Annotated in this window: 13 protein-coding genes; 8 read left to right on the top strand and 5 right to left on the bottom strand. The window is 69.7% G+C overall.

What is annotated here, in order from left to right; genetic code table 11:
- Nucleotides 1–27: 27 nt before the first annotated feature.
- From ABH926_RS18015 to ABH926_RS18005, 3 genes are read right to left on the bottom strand one after another with little or no spacing between them, the layout of a single operon-like run.
- The gene (locus tag ABH926_RS18015; RefSeq protein WP_370366804.1) at nucleotides 28–1041 is read right to left on the bottom strand and encodes a sugar phosphate isomerase/epimerase family protein; all 1014 of its coding nucleotides are present in this window, start codon (nucleotides 1039–1041) and stop codon (nucleotides 28–30) included.
- Nucleotides 1038–2300, bottom strand: coding sequence for a Gfo/Idh/MocA family protein (locus ABH926_RS18010; RefSeq protein ID WP_370366803.1), 1263 nt, complete (start codon nucleotides 2298–2300; stop codon nucleotides 1038–1040). Before ABH926_RS18010 ends, ABH926_RS18015 begins: the two co-directional genes overlap by 4 nt.
- On the bottom strand, nucleotides 2222–6259 hold the full coding sequence (locus ABH926_RS18005) for a glycoside hydrolase family 3 C-terminal domain-containing protein (protein ID WP_370366802.1): 4038 nt from the start codon (nucleotides 6257–6259) through the stop codon (nucleotides 2222–2224). Before ABH926_RS18005 ends, ABH926_RS18010 begins: the two co-directional genes overlap by 79 nt.
- Before the next feature lie 221 nt (nucleotides 6260–6480).
- Between ABH926_RS18005 and ABH926_RS18000 the strand changes: the two genes are divergently transcribed.
- Nucleotides 6481–7218: an alpha/beta fold hydrolase gene (locus ABH926_RS18000; RefSeq protein WP_370366801.1), complete on the top strand. Its 738-nt coding sequence runs from the start codon at nucleotides 6481–6483 to the stop codon at nucleotides 7216–7218.
- A complete protein-coding gene (locus ABH926_RS17995) occupies nucleotides 7215–8054 on the top strand; it encodes a M55 family metallopeptidase (protein ID WP_370366800.1) in 840 nt (279 codons plus the stop codon). The genes ABH926_RS18000 and ABH926_RS17995 overlap by 4 nt, the downstream gene beginning before the upstream one ends.
- A gap of 1 nt (nucleotide 8055) precedes the next feature.
- Here ABH926_RS17995 and ABH926_RS17990 read toward each other — a convergent pair whose 3' ends face one another.
- Complete coding sequence (locus ABH926_RS17990; RefSeq protein WP_370366799.1) at nucleotides 8056–9090, bottom strand: LacI family DNA-binding transcriptional regulator; 1035 nt, start codon at nucleotides 9088–9090, stop codon at nucleotides 8056–8058.
- 203 nt (nucleotides 9091–9293) lie between these two features.
- Between ABH926_RS17990 and ABH926_RS17985 the strand changes: the two genes are divergently transcribed.
- The 5 genes from ABH926_RS17985 to ABH926_RS17965 are packed head-to-tail and all read left to right on the top strand — an operon-like array spanning nucleotide 9294 to nucleotide 16782.
- Complete coding sequence (locus ABH926_RS17985) at nucleotides 9294–10562, top strand: ABC transporter substrate-binding protein (protein ID WP_370366798.1); 1269 nt, start codon at nucleotides 9294–9296, stop codon at nucleotides 10560–10562.
- Between the two features lie 52 nt (nucleotides 10563–10614).
- On the top strand, nucleotides 10615–11553 hold the full coding sequence (locus ABH926_RS17980; protein WP_370366797.1) for a carbohydrate ABC transporter permease: 939 nt from the start codon (nucleotides 10615–10617) through the stop codon (nucleotides 11551–11553).
- Entirely contained in the window at nucleotides 11543–12436 is an 894-nt protein-coding gene (locus ABH926_RS17975) for a carbohydrate ABC transporter permease (protein WP_370366796.1), read from the top strand. The genes ABH926_RS17980 and ABH926_RS17975 overlap by 11 nt, the downstream gene beginning before the upstream one ends.
- A 13-nt stretch (nucleotides 12437–12449) precedes the next feature.
- Nucleotides 12450–13964 carry an alpha-N-arabinofuranosidase gene (locus ABH926_RS17970; RefSeq protein WP_370366795.1) on the top strand — a complete coding sequence of 505 codons (1515 nt, stop codon included), beginning with the start codon at nucleotides 12450–12452 and terminating at the stop codon, nucleotides 13962–13964.
- A gap of 52 nt (nucleotides 13965–14016) precedes the next feature.
- Complete coding sequence (locus ABH926_RS17965; RefSeq protein WP_370366794.1) at nucleotides 14017–16782, top strand: arabinofuranosidase catalytic domain-containing protein; 2766 nt, start codon at nucleotides 14017–14019, stop codon at nucleotides 16780–16782.
- Nucleotides 16783–16862: 80 nt separating this feature from the next.
- Here ABH926_RS17965 and ABH926_RS17960 read toward each other — a convergent pair whose 3' ends face one another.
- The gene (locus ABH926_RS17960) at nucleotides 16863–18020 is read right to left on the bottom strand and encodes a serine hydrolase domain-containing protein (protein WP_370366793.1); all 1158 of its coding nucleotides are present in this window, start codon (nucleotides 18018–18020) and stop codon (nucleotides 16863–16865) included.
- Nucleotides 18021–18187: 167 nt separating this feature from the next.
- On the opposite strand from ABH926_RS17960, the gene ABH926_RS17955 reads away from it, so the two are divergent.
- Nucleotides 18188–19648 (top strand): glycosyl hydrolase family 79 C-terminal domain-containing protein, encoded by a 1461-nt coding sequence (locus tag ABH926_RS17955; protein ID WP_370366792.1) that lies wholly within the window; start codon nucleotides 18188–18190, stop codon nucleotides 19646–19648.
- The last annotated feature ends 17 nt before the right edge of the window (nucleotides 19649–19665 follow it).

The raw sequence follows: 19665 nt of genomic DNA, 5'->3' as shown, positions 1-19665 counted from the left end.
CGTGTCGGCCAGGTCACCGCGGCCGCCTCAGCCCGCCGCCCCCTGACTGAACGCCGCGTCGAAGGAGGCCCGCGGCGGCTCGATCGCGGCCAGCGCGCGCACGAACCCCAGCGCCTCGGGCGCCCCGACCAGCCGGTCCATCCCCGCGTCCTCCCACTCGACGCTGATCGGCCCCTCGTAGCCGATCGCGTTGAGCATCCGGAACACGGCCTCCCACGGCACGTCCCCGTGCCCCGTCGACACGAAGTCCCACCCGCGCCGCGGATCGCCCCACGGCAGGTGCGACCCGAGCCGGCCGTTGCGGCCGTTCAGCCGCCGGACCGCGTCCTTGCAGTCCACGTGGTAGATCCGCTCCCGGAAGTCGTACAGGAACCCGGGCGCGTCAAGGTCCTGCCATACGAAGTGACTCGGATCGAAGTTCAGCCCGAACGCCGGCCGGTGGTCGACCGCCTCCAGCGCGCCCGCCGTCGACCAGTAGTCGTACGCGATCTCGCTGGGATGTACCTCGTGCGCGAACCGCACCCCGACCGAGTCGAACACGTCCAGGACCGGGTGGAAGCGCCGCGCGAACTCGGCGTATCCGGCCTCGACGACGTCGGCGGAGACCGGCGGGAACATCGCCAGCAGGTGCCAGATCGGCGACCCGGTGAACCCGATGACGGTGCGCACCCCGAGCTCGGCCGCGGCCCGCGCGGTGTCGGCCAGCTCGGCGGCGGCGCGCGTCCGCACGCCCTCGGCGTCGCCGTCGCCCCAGATCCGGGCCGGGAGGATGTCCTGATGCCGGCCGTCGATGATCGCGTCGCACACCGCCTGCCCGACCAGGTGCGTGGAGATCGCGTGCACCTGGAGGCCGTACTCGGCCAGCAGTTCCTTGCGGCCGGCGACATAGCCGGGTTCCTTCAACGCCCGGTCCACCTCGAAGTGGTCGCCCCAGCAGGCGATCTCCAAGCCGTCGTAGCCCCACTCCGAGGCCAGCCGGCAGACCTCCTCGAAAGGCAGGTCGGCCCACTGGCCGGTGAACAAGGTGATGGGCCGCGTCATAGCGCCTCCTGGGTTACGGCAGTCCATGCGGACCTGTTGCGGGCACTGTCCTGGACGGCGCTGAGCACGCTTTGCACGTACAGCCCATCGCCGAACGACGGTACCGGCAGCTTCCCGGCGGCGATCGCCTCGATCAGGTCGCGCTTCTGGTTGACGAACGTGTGGTCGTAGCCCAGCCCGTGGCCCGGCGGCCACCACGCGTCCAGATAAGGGTGCTGCGGTTCGGTGGCCAGAATGCGGGTGAAGCCGCCCTGCGCGGCGTCCCGCGACGCGTCGTGGAACCGCAGCTCGTTCATCGCCTCGAAGTCGAACTCGACGCTGCCCTGCGAGCCGTTCAGCTCGATCCGCATCGCGTTCTTGCGCCCCGGGGCGAAGCGCGTGGCCTCGAACGTGGCCACCGCCCCGCCCTCGCAGTCGGCGAAGAACACCGCCGCGTCGTCGACCGTGACCCGGCCCCGCTCGGAACCCGCCGCCCCGCTCAGCCCCGACGCGGACGCGGCCAGCGGCCGCTCCTCCACGAAGGTGCGGGTCAGGGCGCTGACTCCGGTCAGCCGGCGGCCGGTCAGGAAATAGGCGAGGTCCACCAGATGCGCGCCGAGGTCGCCGAGCGCCCCGGATCCGGCCTCCTCCTTGCGCAGCCGCCACACCAGCGGGAACTCCGGATCGTTGATCCAGTCCTGCAAGTAGACGGCCCGCACGTGCCGGAGCTCGCCGAGCCGCCCCTGCGCCACCAGATCGCGCGCCAGCGCGAGCGCCGGCGTGCGCCGGTAGTTGAACCCGACCATGGACAGCACGCCGCGCGTGGCCGCCTCCTCGGCCGCCGCCGTCATCTGTCGCGCCTCGGCCAGCGTGTTCGCCAACGGCTTCTCGCACAGCACGTGCTTGCCCGCGGCCAGCGCCGCCAGCGCGATCTCGGCGTGCAGCGCGCCGGGCGTGGTGATGTCGACGACGTCGATGTCGTCCCGGTCGACCAGGGTGCGCCAGTCGTCGGTCCAGGACTGCCAGCCCCAGGCGCGCGCCGCGCGCGCGACCGATCCGGCGTCCCGGCCGGCGATCGCGGTCAGCTCCGGGACCAGCGGCACCTCGACGGCGCGTCCGACGGTCTGCCAGGCCAGCGAGTGCATCCGGCCCATGAAGCCGGGTCCGACCAGGCCGATCCGCAGGGTGGCAGGCGCGCCGCTCACGATCCGGCCGCCGGCATCAGCTGCGCCATGTTGAACTCGGCGACGTTCTTGTTGTCGCCGATGCCGCCGCCCCATTGCAGGTAACCGTTGCGGACCCCGGTGTCGACGTTGTTGAACATCGCCGAGATGGAGAACACGCTGTTCGCGGTCGGCTGCACCGAGGTCAGGTCGCTCCAGGGGATCGCGAGCTCGTACAGCGTGGTGTGCGCCGCGTCGTCCCGGGTGACGTGGACCGTCGCGTCGGTCACCAGTCCGGCGCCCTGCGACGGGCTGATCCAGCGGTAGAGCTGCGAGCCGGCCGGGGTGAGTGCGGCTCCGTATTCGTAGTGGCCTTCCGAGGACGCCTCGCTCGTCGTGGTCGACGAGCCCGGCACCCCGGAGGTCGCCGACACCTGGAGGCTGTCGCCCTTCCAGATGTCCCCGCCGGTGCTGGTCTGGGAGAACGCGGCTTCGGTCATGTCCGCGGTGACGTAAAGGTTCTGAGCGTCCCAGTCGAACCACATCTTGCCCGACAGGTAGGAGTCGCCGCCGTAGGGCAGGGAGCCGTCCAGCGACCCCCAGGTGCCATCCGCACTGGTCGAGAAGTTCACGGAAGGACCGTCCTGGACGTCGGCGACGGTCCAGGAGCTGCCCAGGCTCTTATTGACCACGGGCAGGAAGGTGACATGCCCGCCAAGTGCCTCCGAGGACAGGCCGCCGGAGATGACGCTGCTGACGGTCAGGGGGTAGATCGTGGCGAAGCTGATGCCGGTCACCGGCACCGTGACCGTGGTCGACGATCCGGCGGCGATGGTCGCACTGACCGGAGCGGTGCCGGAGAGGCTGCCGAGCTGCCATTTGACCGCCGTCACCGCGGTGGGGGTGTCCGAGGGGTTGTTGAGCACCACCTGGAGCGCGCCGGCCGCCGGGCTGGTGCCGGTAATGACCGGTGTGGCCTGCTGCGGGGTGGCTCCGGAGGTCACGGTGACCGCACTGACCGAGTCCTCCTTGTAGGGCCCTGCCGCGCCGGTCAGCGTTGTACTGGCGTCCAGTTCGGTCTGCGTGCCGGGACTGGCGGTCGCCGGGATCGCGACGTTCCAACTGGCCGTCACCTTCTGGCCGGGGGCCACACTCTTCACCGACACCGGCGAGGTGGCAATCGCGGTCCAGCCGGACGGCGTGGTCAGCGCGAACTTCACGTCCCGCACGGCCTTGTCGCCGCTGTTGGTGAAGGTCTCGGTCGCGGTGATCGTGGTGGCCGGCTTCACGATCGCCGGGGCCTGCACCGCGAACGCGTCCCGCACCACGATCGGGGCGGTGCCGGTCACACCGTTCACCGTCACCTTGATCGTCGCCGCGCCCGGCGCGTGCATGGTGACCACGCCGAAGTCGCTGACCGTGGCCACCCGCGGGTCGCTGGTGGCGTACCGGACGTGGGCGTGGGTCAGGTCGACGAAGGACTGGTCGTCGTTCGAGGCCTCGACGATGTTCGCCGCCGGGGCGTGGTTCTGCTCCAGCGCCGCGTTCGTGTCGGGCGCGATCCAGGGGTTGGCGCCGGTGAGGTCCAGGGTCTGGCCGGCGGTGAAGACCACCTGGTCGGGCTGGACGGCGACGGTCTGCACGTGCGCGGTCGTCGTGCCGTGCACGGTCACGGTGCCCGAGCCGGCCATGGTCGCGGAGTCCGGGCCGACCCGGAACTGCCAGGCGCCGTCGGCGACGACCTGCTTCAGGCTGCTCTCGTCCCACGTACTGAGGCTGGAGACCTTCACCGCCAAGGTGATGTGCTGGCTCTGGCCCGGCTGGAGCGTCTTCGTCTTCTGGAATCCGGCGAGCTGCTCGCGGGAGGTGTCCCCGGAACCGGCACCGGGAGGCGCCGCGTAGAGCTGGGCGACGGTGGTGCCGGCGACGGATCCGGTGTTGGTGACGTCGAAGCCGACGTGCACGGTCCCGTCGGCGTCAGTGCTTTGCGGTCCGACCTGCACGTGGGAGTACGTGAAGTCGCTGTAGGACAGGCCGTAGCCGAACGGGTAGGTCGGCGTGCCGGTGAAGTACTGGTAGGTCCGGCCGAGGCCGCCGGTCTGCGACGGGGTCAGGCCGTAGTTGTCCATCGGCGCGAGCTGCGAGTCGCCGGCGTACCACGTGAAGTCCAGGTGCCCGGCCGGGTTCTGCTGCCCGAACAGCACCTGGGCCAGCGCGGTGCCCTGGCTTTCGCCGTTGTAGCCGCTGAAGACGATCGCCGGGAAGTCCTTCTGCGCGTCCTGGATGTCGTATGGGCCGTCGGCCTGCATCACCAGCGCGGTACGCGGGTTGCCGATGGCCGCGACCTGGCTGATCAGCGAGTCGTCGTTCCCCGGCAGCGCCAGGGTGCTGCGGTCGTTGGCCTCGTCGGCCACGCTCAGGTCCGAGCCGGCGACCACCAGCACCAGGTCGGCGCTCTTGATCGCGGCCTGCGTCGCCGCCGAGCACGCGGCCGGCGTGGTGACCTGGGTGCCGGTTCCGCAGGCGTCGAACGTGACGGTGGCCGACGGGTTCGCCGCCTTGACCGCCGCGGTGATCCCCTGCACGGCGTTCACCTGGAGCGTCGGCTCGCCGGAGTAACCACCGAGCGTCACCTTGTTCGCCAGGTCGCCGACGATCACGATGTTGTCGGTCTTGGCCGGGTCCACCGGTAGCAGCTTGGCTGAGGTCCCGGCCAGCGCACGGTTCTGCAACAGCACGATGTCGTTGGCCGCGACCTGTTCGGCCAGCGCCTGGTGCGCCGGGGACTCGACCTGCGTTTTGGTGATCTTCGTATAGGCCACCTTGCTCGCCGGGTCGAACTCGCCGGTCTCCATCCGCACGGTGAACAACCGGGTCAGCGTGGCGTCGACGACCCCGGTCGAGAGCAGGCCGAGGTCGATGGCCGCGCTGATGTTCTGCGCGGTCATCTCCCCGCCGGCGCAGTTCAGCTGGGTGCCGGCACGGATCGCGAAGGCCTGGCCACCGGCCGCGGCCGAGATCTGCTGGCCGGTCGCGGTGTTCGTCCAGCTGGTGCCGTTGCTGGTCCAGCCCGGCGGAGCCCAGCCGTGGGAGGCCGCGCCGTAGACGTCGCCGATCGCGCCGCAGTCGGAGGTGGTGTAGCCGGCGAAGCCGTAGGTGGCCTGCAGGAGCTCGTCGACGGTGTAGGTGTCGGCCGGGGACGGCGTGCCGTTCACCGCGTTGTAGGAGGTCATGATGCCGGACACGTGGGCGTTCTGCACCAGGCTGGCGAACTGCTTGGTGTAGTAGTCCCGGATGTTGGCGTCGGTGGTGTCCGAGCTGCCGGTGTGCCGGCTGTCCTCGACGTTGTTCAGCGCGTAGTGCTTCGCGGTGGCGGCGACCTTGAGATAAGGGGTCTGCTGCTGCCCGGTCATGCTCTCGCCCTGATAGCCGTCGACGAAGGCGCCGGCCATTGTGGAGGTGAGGTAGGGGTCCTCGCCGAACGACTCGTTCGTGCGTCCCCACAACGGATCGCGGTCCATGTTGACGTTCGGCGCCCAGAACGTCAGCGCGCCGTAGTCACTCGCGGAGGGACCCAGGTTGTTCTGCCCGGTCCCCCACAGCGACTTGTCCAGGAACCCGCGCACCTCGTCGGATATCGCGGTGGTCTCCTGGTAGGTCAGCGCCGGGTCCCAGCTCATCGTCGCGGCGAAGTTCACCGGGAAGCTGGTCGCGTGCACTCCGCCGGTGACGCCGCCGCGGTTGGAGTCGGCGCCCAGGGTGTTGACCCCGTGCTGGCCCTCGCTCCAGTACGTGTACTCCTGCACGCCCAGGCGCGGGATCGCCGGCGCGCTGTTCGTCTGCAACTGCGCGACCTTCTCCGGCAGCGTCATCCGCGACACCAGATCCGCCGCACGCTCGGCGAACGAGTAGTGCGTGTCGAGGTAGATCGGCTGCGCGGACCCCGCCGGCCCCGCGAACTGTGCGACGCCCGGCGGCGCGGCGGTCGGCGAACTCGCGTACGCGGCGGCCGGCGCGAGGGTGAGGGCGATGGCGGTACAGAGCAGCGTGCGGACGGGGCGCATCATGGGATGCATATAAAACCCGAGATGTTATGGGCGGCAAGGCTGCCGGTGAACATTTCCTTCGCAGGCCGCTGATCTGCTGGAACGCCACCCGATACACCGATGGATAAAGCATATGATCGCGCAGACTGTCAATTAAATGGCTTACCCGTTCGCCACGACGCCTGTCAGTGCCCCGGGTTATCGTCGGAACCAGAACGGCATCGACGGCAGGTCCGAAAGGTGTGTGGAACATGGCAACGTTCGTACTGGTCCCAGGCTTCTGGCTCGGCGCCTGGGCCTGGGACGCGGTCGCTGACCGCCTGCGGTCCGACGGCCACGAGGTGCACGCGCTGACCATGCCCGGCATCGCCGAGCGCGCCGCGGAGGCCAAGCCGGACACCGGCCTGCGGACCGAGATCGCGGACATCGTCGGCTATCTGCGCGGCCACGACCTGCGCGATGTGGTCCTGGTCGGCCACAGCGGCGCGAACATGCCGGTCACCGGCGTCGTGGACGAAGTGCCGGAGCTGATCGCGCGGGTCGTCTACGTCGACTCCGGCCCGATGCCCTCCGGCCTGGGCGTCATCGACTTCAACCCGCCGGACGCCCAGGAAGCCCAGCGCGAGCAGGTCGCCGAGCAGGGCGACGGCTGGCTGCTGCCGGTCCCCGCCTTCGACGCGGCCGAGGACCCGGTGAACCTGGCCGGCATCAGCGACGCGGACCTGGAGCGGATGCGCACCCTCGGCAGCCCGCAACCGTTCCGCACCGTGACCGACGCCCTGGACCGCCCCGGCGACCCGATGCCCGTCCCGGCCTCGGCCGTCTGCTGCACCTTCAGCCCCGACCAGGTCGCGCAGCTGGCCGGCATGAGCCCGGTCTTCGCACTGATGACGAAGCTCGAGCTGCACCACCTGCCGACCGGGCACTGGCCACAGTTCTCGCGGCCGGAGGATCTGGCGGTGCTGCTGGGGCGGATCAGCGGCTCATGAAGATCTTCATCTCCTCCGACATGGAGGGCACCGCCGGAGTGGTCGACTGGGACCAGTGCCGCCCCGGCCAGCACGACTACGAGCACTACCGCGCCCTGCTCCAGGCCGAGGTGAACGCCGCGATCGACGGTGCGAACCGGGCCGGCGGGCCGCACGAGTTCCTCGTCAACGACTCGCACGGCCGGATGGCGAACCTGCGGCCGGAGCAGCTGAGCGGGGAAGCCTCCTCCTTGTCGGGCCGTCACAAGCCGCTGTACATGATGCAGGGCCTGGACGAGTCCTTCGATGCCGTCTTCTTCGTGTCCTACCACGGCTCGGCCTCGGCCGGACCGGCGACGCTGTCGCACACCTACAACCCGGCGGCGATCGCCGAGGTCAGGCTCAACGGCGAGATCGCCGGGGAGTCCGGGATCAACTCGTTGGTCGCGATCGCCCTCGGCGTGCCGGTCGTGCTGGTCACCGGCGACCAGACCACGGCGCGCGAGCTGAAGCCGTTCTGGCCCGAGGCGCGCGCCGCCGTCGTCAAGCAGTCGATCTCCCGGTTCGCCGCCGAGAGCCTGCATCCGGCGCGCGCCAACCGGCTGATCTCCGAAAAGGCGCAGGAAGCGATCGAGAGCATGCGCGCCGGCAGAGCTCCACGATCGTTCATCGACCGACCCGTCACCCTCACCGTGCGCCTGCGCAATCCGGATCTGGCCGAGATGGCCACCTGGCTGGAGCGCGTCGAGCCGGACCGCGCCGATCCCACCGTCGTGCACCTGCACGACGACGACCTCATCCGGCTCTACCGCACCTTCATCACCCTGGTCATCCTCACCCGGGGCATCGCCGAGTAGGTCAGCGCCCGATCCCCGCCGTGCTCTCCCGCACCTTCAACGCGAACGGCGCCCGCACGTCCTGCGGCTCGGCGCCCTTCTCGCCGCGCCCGCCGCGGATCGGGTCCACCCGCCGGTCGGCCAGGTTCACGGCGGCCTCGGCGATCGCCGCCTTGTCCGGGGCGATGGTGGTCAGCGACGGCAGGCTGTAGCTGCCCTCGGCGATGTCGTCGAAGCCGGCGATGGCGACCTGGTCCGGCACCGAGACGCCACGCTCGGCACCGGCCCGCATCGCGCCGATGGCCAGCAGGTCGTTGCAGCAGAAGACGGCATCGGGCGGTTCGGGCAGCGCGAGCAGGTGCGCCATGGCCGCGGCGCCGTCGGCGCGCTGGTAGTTCTCGACCGGGATGACCAGGCCCGGGTCGTACGGCAGGCCCGCGGCGTCCAGGGCCTGGCGGTGGCCGGCGGTGCGCAGCGCGGAGGTGCCGCCGTTCTTGCCCGGCTGGTCGCCGATGACCGCGATGCGGCGGCGGCCGATGCCGATGAGGTGCTCGACGACGGTCCGCGCGGCGGCGACGTTGTCGATCGCGACGTGGTCGGCCGGGCCCGGGATGTCCCGTTCCCCCAGCAGCACCAGCGGGGTCGCGGGGTCGGCGCTCAACAGGTCGGCGGGCTCCATCGCCAGCGGGCTCAGGATCGCGGCGTCGATGCGCTGCGGGCCCATGGAGGTGATCACCGCCTGCTCGCGCTCGCGGGAGCCCTGCGTCTGCTCGACCAGCACCGTCCACTGCCGTCGGTGCGCGGCGGTGATCACCAGCCCGGTGAGCTCGGCGAAGTACGGGTTGTCCAGCTCGGGGACGGCCAGCACGATGAAGCCGGTCCGGCCCTTGCGCAGGCTCCGTGCGCCGAGGTTGGGGCGGTAGCCGGTCTCGGCGATCGCGCGCTCCACCCGTTCGCGCGTGGCCGGCGTGATGAAGGCGTAGCCGTTCACCACGTTCGAGACCGTCTTGATCGAGACGCCGGCCCGTTCGGCCACGTCCTTCAGTGTTGGGGGCACCTGTCGGGTCCGCCCTTCCCGTGAGTTCCGTGCGGCTCAGCCTACGCCTTTACAACGTTGTAGACAACGATGTAGAACAGACCCCACCCCGATTTCAGCCGCGTGACCGGAGTCACACGCCGGGGGCGTTCCGGTACCTCGCGGACACGTCATAGACAAGATCAAGTCAAGAACGAGACATCCCTCACAGACATCGAGGACCCATGAAGACGCACGCGAAAATCGCCGCAGCGGCCGTGGCCGCCGCCGGCTTGCTCGCCGCCGCGGGTTGCAGCAGCTCCTCCTCGGCCGGCTCCGGGTCCGGCGGCGGCGGCGTGGTGAAGCTGTCCGTGCTGACCGGCTTCACCGGCCCGGACGGACCCTCCTACCAAGCTCTGGTCTCGCAGTTCAACGCCTCGCACCCGAACATCAAGGTCACCATGGACATCCAGCCGTGGGACGCCATAGGACAGAAGCTCCCCGCGGAGTGGGCGACCGGGCAGGGTCCGGACCTGGCCACGCCGAACTTCGACCCGGGCGTGATCTTCAACTACATCAAGACGAACTCGGTGCTGCCGCTGGACTCCTCGGTCGGCACCGGCGACAGCCAGATCGACTCCGCGGCGTTCCCGTCCGCGGTGACCAAGGCGTTCACGGTCAACGGGCACCTGTACGCGGTCCCGGCGAACCTGGCCACCGTCGCGCTCTACTACAACAAGACGATGTTCACCGCGGCCGGCATCACCGACCCGCCGAAGACCTCCGACGAGTTCGTCGCGGACGTCAAGAAGCTGACGCTCGGCGGGGCCGGCCCGAGCCAGTACGGCATCTCCCTGGCCGACCACCAGACCATCGAGATGTGGCCGATCCTGCAGTGGATGAACGGCGGCGACATCGTCGGCCCCGACGGCTGCGCCACGATCAACTCCGCGGCCAGCGTCCAGGCCCTGCGGACCTGGGCCGGCCTGGTCCAGAACGACCACGTCAGCCCGGTCGGCCAGACCGGTGCCGACGCCGACACGCTGTTCTCGGCGAAGAAGGCGGCGATGGAGCTCAACGGCCCCTGGGCCGCCGACGGCTTCCGCAAGGCCGGCATCGACCTGGGCATCGCGCCGGTCCCGGTGGGCTCGGCGGGCCCGGTCACCCTGGCCTCGACGGTGCCGATGATGATCGCCAAGAACACCAAGCACAAGGAACAGGCTTTGGAGTTCCTGAGCTGGTGGACCGGCAAGACCGCCCAGGCCTCGTTCTCCAAGGGATCCGGGTACCCGCCGGCGCGCAGCGACGTCACCGTCGACGACCCCAACGTCGCGGTGTTCGCGCAGGGGCTGCCCAACGCGCGGCTGTACCTGGCCGGGCTCCCGACGTCCTCGCAGATCGACAGCGACGTCTACACCCCGATGATCGGCCAGCTGACCCGGGGCGCGGACGCCCAGAAGTCGGCGGACGCCGCGGCCAAGTCCATCAACCAGCTCACCGGCTGCAAGAGCTGACGGCGCCGCGAGGCGACGACGGAGACGACGGAGACGACGAAGAAGGCAATCGATGGCACATCTCGCTGAACCAGCGGCCGACGCCCCGGCACGGCCGCCCGGACCGGAGCGCCGAGGCAGGAGCCGGCTGGCCCGGGTCAACCCCGCGTACCTGTTCGTGGCGCCCGCGTTCCTGCTGGCCGCGGTGTTCATCATCTGGCCGATCGTCCAGTCGGGCTGGATGAGCCTGCACGACTGGACCATCGGCGAGGACTCCCACAAGTGGCTGGGCTTCGGCAACTACACCGAGCTCTTCCACGACTCGCGGTTCTGGAACGCGCTGAAGGTCACGCTCGTGTACGCCGTCTTCGTCGTCATCGGCCAGGTGGCGATCGGCCTGGCACTGGCCCAGTGGCTGCGCCGTACCACCTGGTACACGATGCTGCTGCGCTCGGCGTTCTTCTTCCCGACGATCGCCTCGCTGGCCGTCACCGGCATCATCTTCAAGTTCCTGCTGGACCCGCAGGTCGGCCTGGTCGACGGCTTGCTTGGCAAGATCGGGGTCTCCTCGCAGGCCTGGCTGCAGGACACGCATCTGGCACTGCCGGCGCTGATCGCGGTCGGGATCTGGAAGAACTTCGGGTTCTCGATGATCGTCCTGCTCGCCGGGGTCCAGGGGGTCCGCAAGGAGCTCCTGGAGGCCGCGACCCTGGACGGCGCCGGGCCGATCGCCCGGTTCCGGCACGTCACGCTGCCGGCGCTGCGCCCGGCGATCCTGTTCACGGTCGTGATCGGCACGGTCAACGCGCTGCAGCTGTTCGACCTGACGTACGTGATGACCGACGGCGGGCCGCTGTTCCACACCGAGTCCATCGTCATGTACCTCTACCAGCGCGGATTCGTCGACTTCCGGCTCGGCTACGCCAGTGCGATCGCCTGGGTGCTGTTCCTGATCATCATCGCCGTGTCCGTCGTGCAACTCCGAATGCTGAGGTACCGCGATGACGACTGAGCTCACCACGCAGGCCTCGTCGCTGCCGGCCGGCACCCCGGCCTGGGCCGTCCCGGTGCTGCGCACGGCCAGATCCTCCGCCAGGGTTCTGGCCTGGGCGGTCCTCTCGATCGCGGCGCTGGCCACGATCGTGCCGTTCCTGTGGATGCTCGGGGTGGCCTTCCGCACCCCGGCGGACCTGTACGCCGATCCGTCCCGGCTGTGGCCGGACCACTGGTCGGTCTCCGGGTTCCACGCCGTGTTCACCCAGCTGCCGTTCTTCCGGCTGGCCGTGAACAGCGTCGTGTTCGCCGGCGGCACCACGGTGCTGCTACTGCTCATCGACTCGCTGTGCGCCTACGCGCTGGCCCGGCTGCGGTTCCGCGGGCAGAACTTCGTGTTCTGGGTCATCCTGCTCACCCTGATGGTGCCCTTCCAGGTGATGCTGATCCCGCTGTTCCTCACCGTGTTCCACCTGGGCTGGCTGAACACCTTCCAGGGCCTGATCATCCCGCGTTCGGTGAGCGCGCTGGGCATCTTCATGCTCCGCCAGTTCTTCATCAAGATCCCGCGGGAGCTGGACGAGGCCGCGAAGATGGACGGAGCCGGGCCGCTGCGCATCTACTGGCAGATCATCCTGCCGCTGGCCCGGCCGGCCCTGGCCTCGCTGTTCGTCATCCAGTTCATGGCGCTGTGGAACGACTTCCTGTGGCCGCTGGTCATCAGCAGCGACACCGACATGCGGACCCTGCCGTCGGCCCTGACTTTGTTCTCCAGCACCTCCGGCGTGGACCACGCCGCGCTCATGGCCGGCGCCGCGATCTCCCTGGCGCCGCTGGCCATCGCCTTCCTGCTCGCCCAGCGGTTCTTCACCGAGGGCATCGCCGCAACAGGTATCAAGTAAAAAGGAACCTCCCTTGCTCACTGCACAAGCCACCCTCGACCCGGCTTTCCGGATCGCGCCGGTCGACCGCCGCCTGTTCGGCTCCTTTGTGGAACACATGGGCCGCTGCGTCTACGGCGGCATCTACGAGCCCGGACACGCCGAGTCCGACGCCGACGGCAACCGCCGCGACGTCCTGGAGCTGACCCGCGAGCTCGGGATCAGCGTCATCCGCTACCCCGGCGGGAACTTCGTGTCCGGATACCGCTGGGAGGACGGCGTCGGCCCGGTCTCCGAGCGGCCCCGGCGCCTGGACCAGGCCTGGCGCTCCATCGAGACCAACGAGTTCGGCCTGAACGAGTTCATGGCCTGGACCAAGCTGGCGAACGTCGAGCCGATGATGGCGGTGAACCTGGGTACCCGCGGCCTCCAGGAGGCCTGCGACCTGCTGGAGTACGCCAACCACCCGGGCGGCACCCACTTCTCCGACCTGCGCCGCAAGCACGGCGTCGAGCAGCCGCACGACATCAGGCTGTGGTGCCTGGGCAACGAGATGGACGGCCCCTGGCAGACCGGCCACAAGACCGCCGAGGAGTACGGCCGGCTGGCCGCCGAGACCGCCAAGGCGATGCGCCAGGTGGACCCGAGCATCGAGCTGGTGGCCTGCGGCAGCTCCAACGCGCAGATGCCGACCTTCGGCTCCTGGGAGTCCACGGTCCTGGAGCACACCTTCGACTACGTGGACTACATCTCCCTGCACGCCTACTACGAGCAGCACGGCCAGGACAGCGCCAGCTTCCTGGGCGCCGCGGTCGGGATGGACCGCTTCATCGACGGCGTGGTGGCCACCGCGGACCACGTCTCGGCCAAGAAGAAGTCCCGCAAGAAGCTGAACCTGTCCTTCGACGAGTGGAACCTGTGGCAGGAGAGCCGTTTCGCCGGCCACACCAACCTGGACTGGGAGCAGGCGCCGCGGCTGATCGAGGACACCTACACCGTGCAGGACGCGGTCGTCTTCGGCAGCCTGCTGATGTCCCTGCTGCGCCACGCCGACCGGGTCACCATCGCGTGCCTGGCCCAGCTGGTGAACGTGATCGGCCCGATCCGCGCCGAGCCGGACCGCCCGGCCTGGGCGCAGACCATCTTCCACCCCTTCGCGCTCACCGCCCGCCACGCGGCCGGCGACGTGCTACGGGTTCCTACGGCAACCGACCAGTACGACACGGCCGAGCACGGCGACGTGCCGCTGGTCGACGTGGTGGCCACGCACGACCGCGAAAGCGGGCAGGTCACGGTGTTCGCGGTGAACCGGCACACCGAGGAACCGGCCCGCCTGGAGATCGACCTGCGGGCATTCGGTGACCTGGTGGTGGCCGAACACCTGCACCTCGGCGGCGAACAAGATCTCAATGCCGTCAACTCGATCGAGACGCCGAGGGCGATCGCGCCGACCGGCGTCGAGGGCACGAGCACCGAAGGGCGCCGACTCACGGCACCGCTGCCGCCCGTGTCCTGGAACATGATCCGGCTCGTTCCCTCAAGCCGGTAAGCGCCGCTCGGCGCTCCTGCCAACACACCATCGAGCAAGTGATTGGAACCAGATGTTCAATCGCTCCATCTCGGCTGCTCCACGCCGATTGCTCTCCGTACTGGGCGCGCTGCTCGCAGTGGCCGCCATGCTGGTCCTCAGTCCCCCGTCGAGGGCCGCGGCCGCCGGCTCCTCGACCCTGCCCTGCGACACCTTCGGCAACGGCGGCACCCCGTGCGTCGCCGCGTACAGCTCGGTCCGTGCGATGTACGCGACCTACAACGGCCCGCTCTACCAGGTGACGCGCGCCTCCGACGGCGCGGCGTCCGACATCGGCCTGCTGGCGGCCGGCGACTATGCCGACGCCGCCGCGCAGGACGCGTTCTGCGCCGGCACGGTCTGCACCATCACGAAGATCTACGACCAGTCGCCGAACCACAACGACCTGACCGTCGCCCCGGTCGGCGACGCCGGGTCCAGCGACGTCGGAGCACGCGCCGACGCGCTGCCGGTCACCGTCGGCGGCCACAAGGCCTACGGCATCGCCACGTTCCCCCGCACCGGCTACCGGCGCTCGGTGGGGACGGGCGTCGCCACCGGCAGCCAGCCGGAGTCGGTCTACGAGGTCGCCAGCGGCACCAACGCCACCAACGGCTGCTGCTCGGACTTCGGCAACGTCGAGAACGCCTCGAAGGACACCGGCGCGGCGCACATGGACGCGCTGATCATCTCGTCCTACTGCAGCGCCTCGCCGTGTTCGGGGCCGGGGCCGTGGATCCAGGCCGACCTGGAGAACGGCGTGTTCATGGGCAACGGGTCCAGCAACCCCTCCAACACGACGCTGCACAGTCCTTTCGTCACCGCCGTCCTACGCAACGACGGGACGTCGAACTTCGCCTTGGACGGAGGTGATGCGACGCAGCCAACGGTGCCATCGCTGTACAGCGGCGGCCTGCCATCGGGGTACTCGCCGATGAAGAAGGAGGGCGGCATCGCCCTGGGCACCGGCGGCGACAACAGCAACGCCGCGCCGGGCGCCTTCTTCGAGGGCGCGATCACCTCGGGCTACGCCTCGAACGCGACCGTCGCCTCGCTGCAGACCAACATCTCCTCGGCGTCCTACACCGGCACCTCCGGCGGCGGCCCCGGCGTCGGGGTCACCGGCCCCGGCGGCAAGTGCCTGGACGTCTACGGCGATGACAACGGCGGCGACGGCACCAACGTCGACCTGTGGGACTGCAAGCACGACGCGGTCGACCAGCACTGGGAGTACATGCGCAACACACCGCTGGTCTACATCACAGGCGGCACTCCCGAATACCAGTACGACCTGAAGACCCTGGGCCGCTGCCTGGACATCAAGGGCAACGGCACGGCGTCCGGAACCCAGGTCGAACTGTGGGACTGCAACGGCGTCGGCGGACAACAGTGGGTCCCGCAATCGAACGGCACCCTGCTGAACCCGCAATCAGGACTCTGTCTCACCAGCCCGGGCGGCAGCACCGCCAACGGCGTCGTGCTCGACATCGAGGCCTGCGCCGGCAGCGCCGGCCAGCGCTTCCTCATCTCCCCGGGACCGGTGTTCGAGAGCACGCCGATCAACGCCCCGGCCGGCAAGTGCGTCGACAACTCAAACGGGACCTCCGGCGCGGACGGCTCGAACGTCGTCATCACCGGCTGTGCCCGCGAGGCGAACGGCCAGGCCTGGTGGAAGAACTCTGACGGGTCGATCACCACGCTCGGCCTGTGCCTGGACATCAAGGGCAACGTCACCACCCCCGGCACGCAGGTCGAGCTGTGGGACTGCAACCAGGTCGGCGGCCAGAAGTGGGTGCAGCAGGCCGACGGGTCGCTGCTGAACCCGCAGTCCGGCCTGTGCCTGACCGACCCCGGTGGCAACTCGACGAACGGCACCGTGCTGGACATCGAGGCCTGCACCGGCGCCGCCACGCAGAAGTTCGCCGTCGCCGGCGGCGCGGCCGTCAACGCACCCGGCGGCAAGTGCATGGACGTCGCGGGCAACGACCCCTACGGCGGCTTCGGCTTCGCGGTCCAGATGTGGGACTGCATCCCGACGGCGGTGGACCAGCACTGGGTCCACACCGCGTCGAACACGCTGGAGACGCTGACCCGCTGCCTGGACATCGACGGCGACTCCACAGCCGTCGGCGCCAAGGTGGAACTGTGGAACTGCAACGGCATCGGCGGCCAGCAGTGGGTCCAGCAGGCTGACGGGACGCTGCTGAACCCGCAGTCCGGCCTGTGCCTGACCGACCCCGGTGCCAACACGACGAACGGCACGGTCCTGGACATCGAGGCCTGCGTCGGAGCGGCGAACCAGGTGTTCACCTACCAGAGCACGTCGGCACTCACCCCCGGCACGGAGGTCTCCTTCCGCGCCACGACCCCGTGCTGCACCTCGGACTACATCCGCCACCAGAACGGAGTGGCGAAGATCTCCGCGATCAACGGAGGCAACCCGACCCTGGACAAGCAGGACGCCACCTGGATCGTCCACCAGGGCCTGAGCAACAGCTCGTGCCTGTCCTTCGAGTCGAAGGACTTCCCCAACGGCTACCTGCGCCAGAACAGCGGCGCGGTGTACCAGCAGCAGAACGACGGCAGCTCACAGTTCGCCTCGGACGCCACGTTCTGCCCGACCCCCGGGCACAACGATCAGGGGGTGTCGCTGTACTCGGTGGCGAACCCGTCGCTGTTCCTGCGGCACTACAACGGGCAGGTGTACATCGCGAGCAATGGCGGTCCTGATTCTTGGGACGCCACGACGTCGTGGGCTGATGACAGCAGCTTTATCCCGACAGTGGCTTGGGCGCCGTGATGCAGCGGTAGCTCGGCCCTGTTAGCGAGCGCCGGTCCTGGAAACGCTTATGTTTCCAGGACCGGCGCTTCTGTCTCGACTCACCGGAGGGAACCGGAAGCCCTGTAGACCGCCGCGATGAGCCGATCGTTCTCCGGCCCCGGCGCCGCGGGGAACGGCATCCGCCGCCGCGTGTACCCATAGGCGATGCCGTTGCGCGGATCGGCGAACGCCTGCTGGCCGCCGGCACCGCTGTGCCCGAACGAACCCTGGCCGAGCTGCGGGTAGTACTCGGCGACCGCGTGGAATCCGACAGTAAAGGCCTTCGGCATGCCGAGCACCACATCGGTCCCGATGGACTGGATCTGCCCGACCACGCCGAGAGTGTCGGGTGTCAGCAGCGGCGCGACGCCATCGACGCCGCTGATCGCGGCGGTGTACATCCGCGCCAGGCCGCGCGCCGAGGCGACGCCGCCGAAGGACGCGGTTCCCAGCGTGCGCACCACCTGATGGTTCGGCAGCTCCCACACTTGCGGGCCTCCCGGCCGGTGTCGGTTGAAGGCTATGCCGTTGAGGCTGTTCGGTGCCGCGGCGTCGCGGGCGAGTTCGGCCAGACGCTCGGGCGTCTCCAGCATCGGCAGCGTCGGGCGGTAGCGCGGTTCGAGGTCGGCGGGCAGACCGAGATGGAAATCGACCGCGTGGGCCTTGGTGACCCGCTCGGCGAACCACTCCTGCACACTGCGCCCGGTCGCCCTCCGTACTACCTCGGCGCTGAGCGCACCGGCGACCAGCGCGTGGTAGCCGAACGCAGTGCCCGGCCGCCAGTACGGACGCTGCGCGCCCAACCGCTCGGCCACCACCCGGTCGTCGGCGAGTTCCTCCAGGCTGAACCCGCCGTCGGCACCGACCAGCCCGGACCGGTGCGCGGTCAGTTCGCGCAGCGTCAGCTCCCCCTTACCGGCGACCGCGAACTCCGGCCAGTAGTGACTGACCTTCTGCTCGTAGTCCAGCACGCCGTCCTGCACGAGCGAGGCGACGACCAGGTGTGTGGCGCCCTTGGAGGCCGAGTACGCGCCGAACAGCGCGTCGCCGTCGATCTCCGGGCCGGTCCACAGGTCGACGACCTGCTGCCCGTGCCGGTACACCGCGACCTGCGCGGCGTAGTCGTCGCCCTGTCCGGCGGCGACCGCGCCGAACTCCTCGCGGACCGGCTCGAAGCCGTCCGCGACCGTGCCGTGGATCTGGTTCTGATGCTTCATACAGCCAGGGTAACCAATTTTGCGACCAGTGGTCACTAAAGTTCTGAGGATGTTCACATGCGTGAACACCAATCACTTATCTGAAGTTTTACTCGCCAACTCCTTGTGCGGGCCCGTATACGCGTACGAAATTGTGAGTCCCCACCCCGATGCAGGAGCCAGCAACCATGAGCTTTGCTTCCGCGCGCGCCGTCACGGCCGCCGCCGCACTCGCCGCCGCCGCACTCTGTGCCGCCGGGACAGCCCAAGCCCAGGCCCAAGCCCAGGCCCAAGCCCAGGCGCAGCCCGCACCGGCAGGCGGCCTGGCCATCACCGTCCACCCCGACCAGACCGGCCGCCAGCTTCGTCCCGGCTTCGTCGGGCTCTCATTCGGCGCCGCGACGATCGCCGCCGACGACTACTCCAGCACCGATCTCGCCGGGTTTCTCAGGACCCTCGGTCCCGGCGGCGTCATCCGGGTCGGGGGCAACTCCGGCGACGGCACGTTCTGGACCTCCACCGGCGAGACCGCCCCGAGCTGGGCGACGTCCGGCACCATCACGCCGGACAAGCTGGCGCCGCTGGCCGCGATCGCGCACGCGACCGGCTGGAAGGTGATCCTGGCGGTGAACCTCAAGCACCGCGACCCGGCGCGCGCCGCCGACGAGGCGACGTACGCGCAGCGGATCTTCGGGCGCTCGCTGCTGGCGATCGAGGTGGGCAACGAGCCCAACTTCTACGAGACCGACGCGGCGGCCTATTACGCCGACTTCGAGACGTACGCCTCGGCTATCCGCGCCGCCGTCCCGGGCATCCGCCTGACCGGTCCGGACGCCGAGACGAACCACAGCTCCTGGCTCGCCGGCTTCGCCGCCGCCGACGCCGCGCACCCGGACGTCTCGCTGGTCACCGACCACACGTATCCGACGAGCGCCTGCGGCGGTCAGGTCGCCACCATCGCGCAGCTGCTGAGCACGGCCTCGACGCAGTACGAGAACGCGAACGCGCAGGCGGCGCTGAGCGCGGCGCACCAACTGCACGTCCCGGCGGCGATGACCGAGACCAACTCGACCGTCTGCGCGGGCACGACAGGGGTCAGCGACACCTTCGCCTCGGCGCTGTGGGCCCTGGACTACAACCTGCTGCTCGCCCAGGACGGCATCACCAGCGCCGAGTTCATGGACGGCACCAACGCAGCGGGCTGCGACCCGTACACCCCGCTGTGCCCGACGACCGGCGACCTGACCCCGCGCCCGTTGTACTACGGCATGCTCGCGACCTCGCTGGTCGGCGGCGGCGAGTTCGTGACGCTGGACAACCCGGATGCCGCCGACGTGCGCGCCTACGCGGTGCGGGAAGGCGGGCACCTGACGGTCGTGCTCGACGATGTGCAGGACCCGGCGAGCCACGCGGCGACGACCGTGAACCTGGCCCTGGGCCTGCCGGGCCTGAACCACGGCAGCGCCACGACGCTGGCCACCACCTCGCCGGCCGGCCTCGCGGCCACCACCGCCATCACCCTGGGCGGACAGCAGGTCGGAGCGCACGGGGCCTTCCCGGCACCGCAGCACACGCCGGTCACGGTGCACCACGGGAGCACGAGCGTGACGGTGCAGGCCGGGAGCGCGGTGATCATCCGGTTCAGCTGAGCTCCGCCGCGCTATCC

The sequence above is a fragment of the Catenulispora sp. GP43 genome, from assembly GCF_041260665.1.
Taxonomy (GTDB): domain Bacteria; phylum Actinomycetota; class Actinomycetes; order Streptomycetales; family Catenulisporaceae; genus Catenulispora.
This window is presented reverse-complemented; position numbering and strand designations above follow the sequence as displayed.

Coding starts and splice junctions, on each gene's coding strand:
- ABH926_RS18015 (WP_370366804.1), bottom strand. CDS start 1,041: ATGACGCGGCCCATCACCTTGTTCACCGGCCAGTGGGCCGACCTGCCT.
- ABH926_RS18010 (WP_370366803.1), bottom strand. CDS start 2,300: ATGGGGCGGCGGCATCGGCGACAACAAGAACGTCGCCGAGTTCAACAT.
- ABH926_RS18005 (WP_370366802.1), bottom strand. CDS start 6,259: ATGCATCCCATGATGCGCCCCGTCCGCACGCTGCTCTGTACCGCCATC.
- ABH926_RS18000 (WP_370366801.1), top strand. CDS start 6,481: ATGGCAACGTTCGTACTGGTCCCAGGCTTCTGGCTCGGCGCCTGGGCC.
- ABH926_RS17995 (WP_370366800.1), top strand. CDS start 7,215: ATGAAGATCTTCATCTCCTCCGACATGGAGGGCACCGCCGGAGTGGTC.
- ABH926_RS17985 (WP_370366798.1), top strand. CDS start 9,294: ATGAAGACGCACGCGAAAATCGCCGCAGCGGCCGTGGCCGCCGCCGGC.
- ABH926_RS17980 (WP_370366797.1), top strand. CDS start 10,615: ATGGCACATCTCGCTGAACCAGCGGCCGACGCCCCGGCACGGCCGCCC.
- ABH926_RS17975 (WP_370366796.1), top strand. CDS start 11,543: ATGACGACTGAGCTCACCACGCAGGCCTCGTCGCTGCCGGCCGGCACC.
- ABH926_RS17965 (WP_370366794.1), top strand. CDS start 14,017: ATGTTCAATCGCTCCATCTCGGCTGCTCCACGCCGATTGCTCTCCGTA.
- ABH926_RS17960 (WP_370366793.1), bottom strand. CDS start 18,020: ATGAAGCATCAGAACCAGATCCACGGCACGGTCGCGGACGGCTTCGAG.
- ABH926_RS17955 (WP_370366792.1), top strand. CDS start 18,188: ATGAGCTTTGCTTCCGCGCGCGCCGTCACGGCCGCCGCCGCACTCGCC.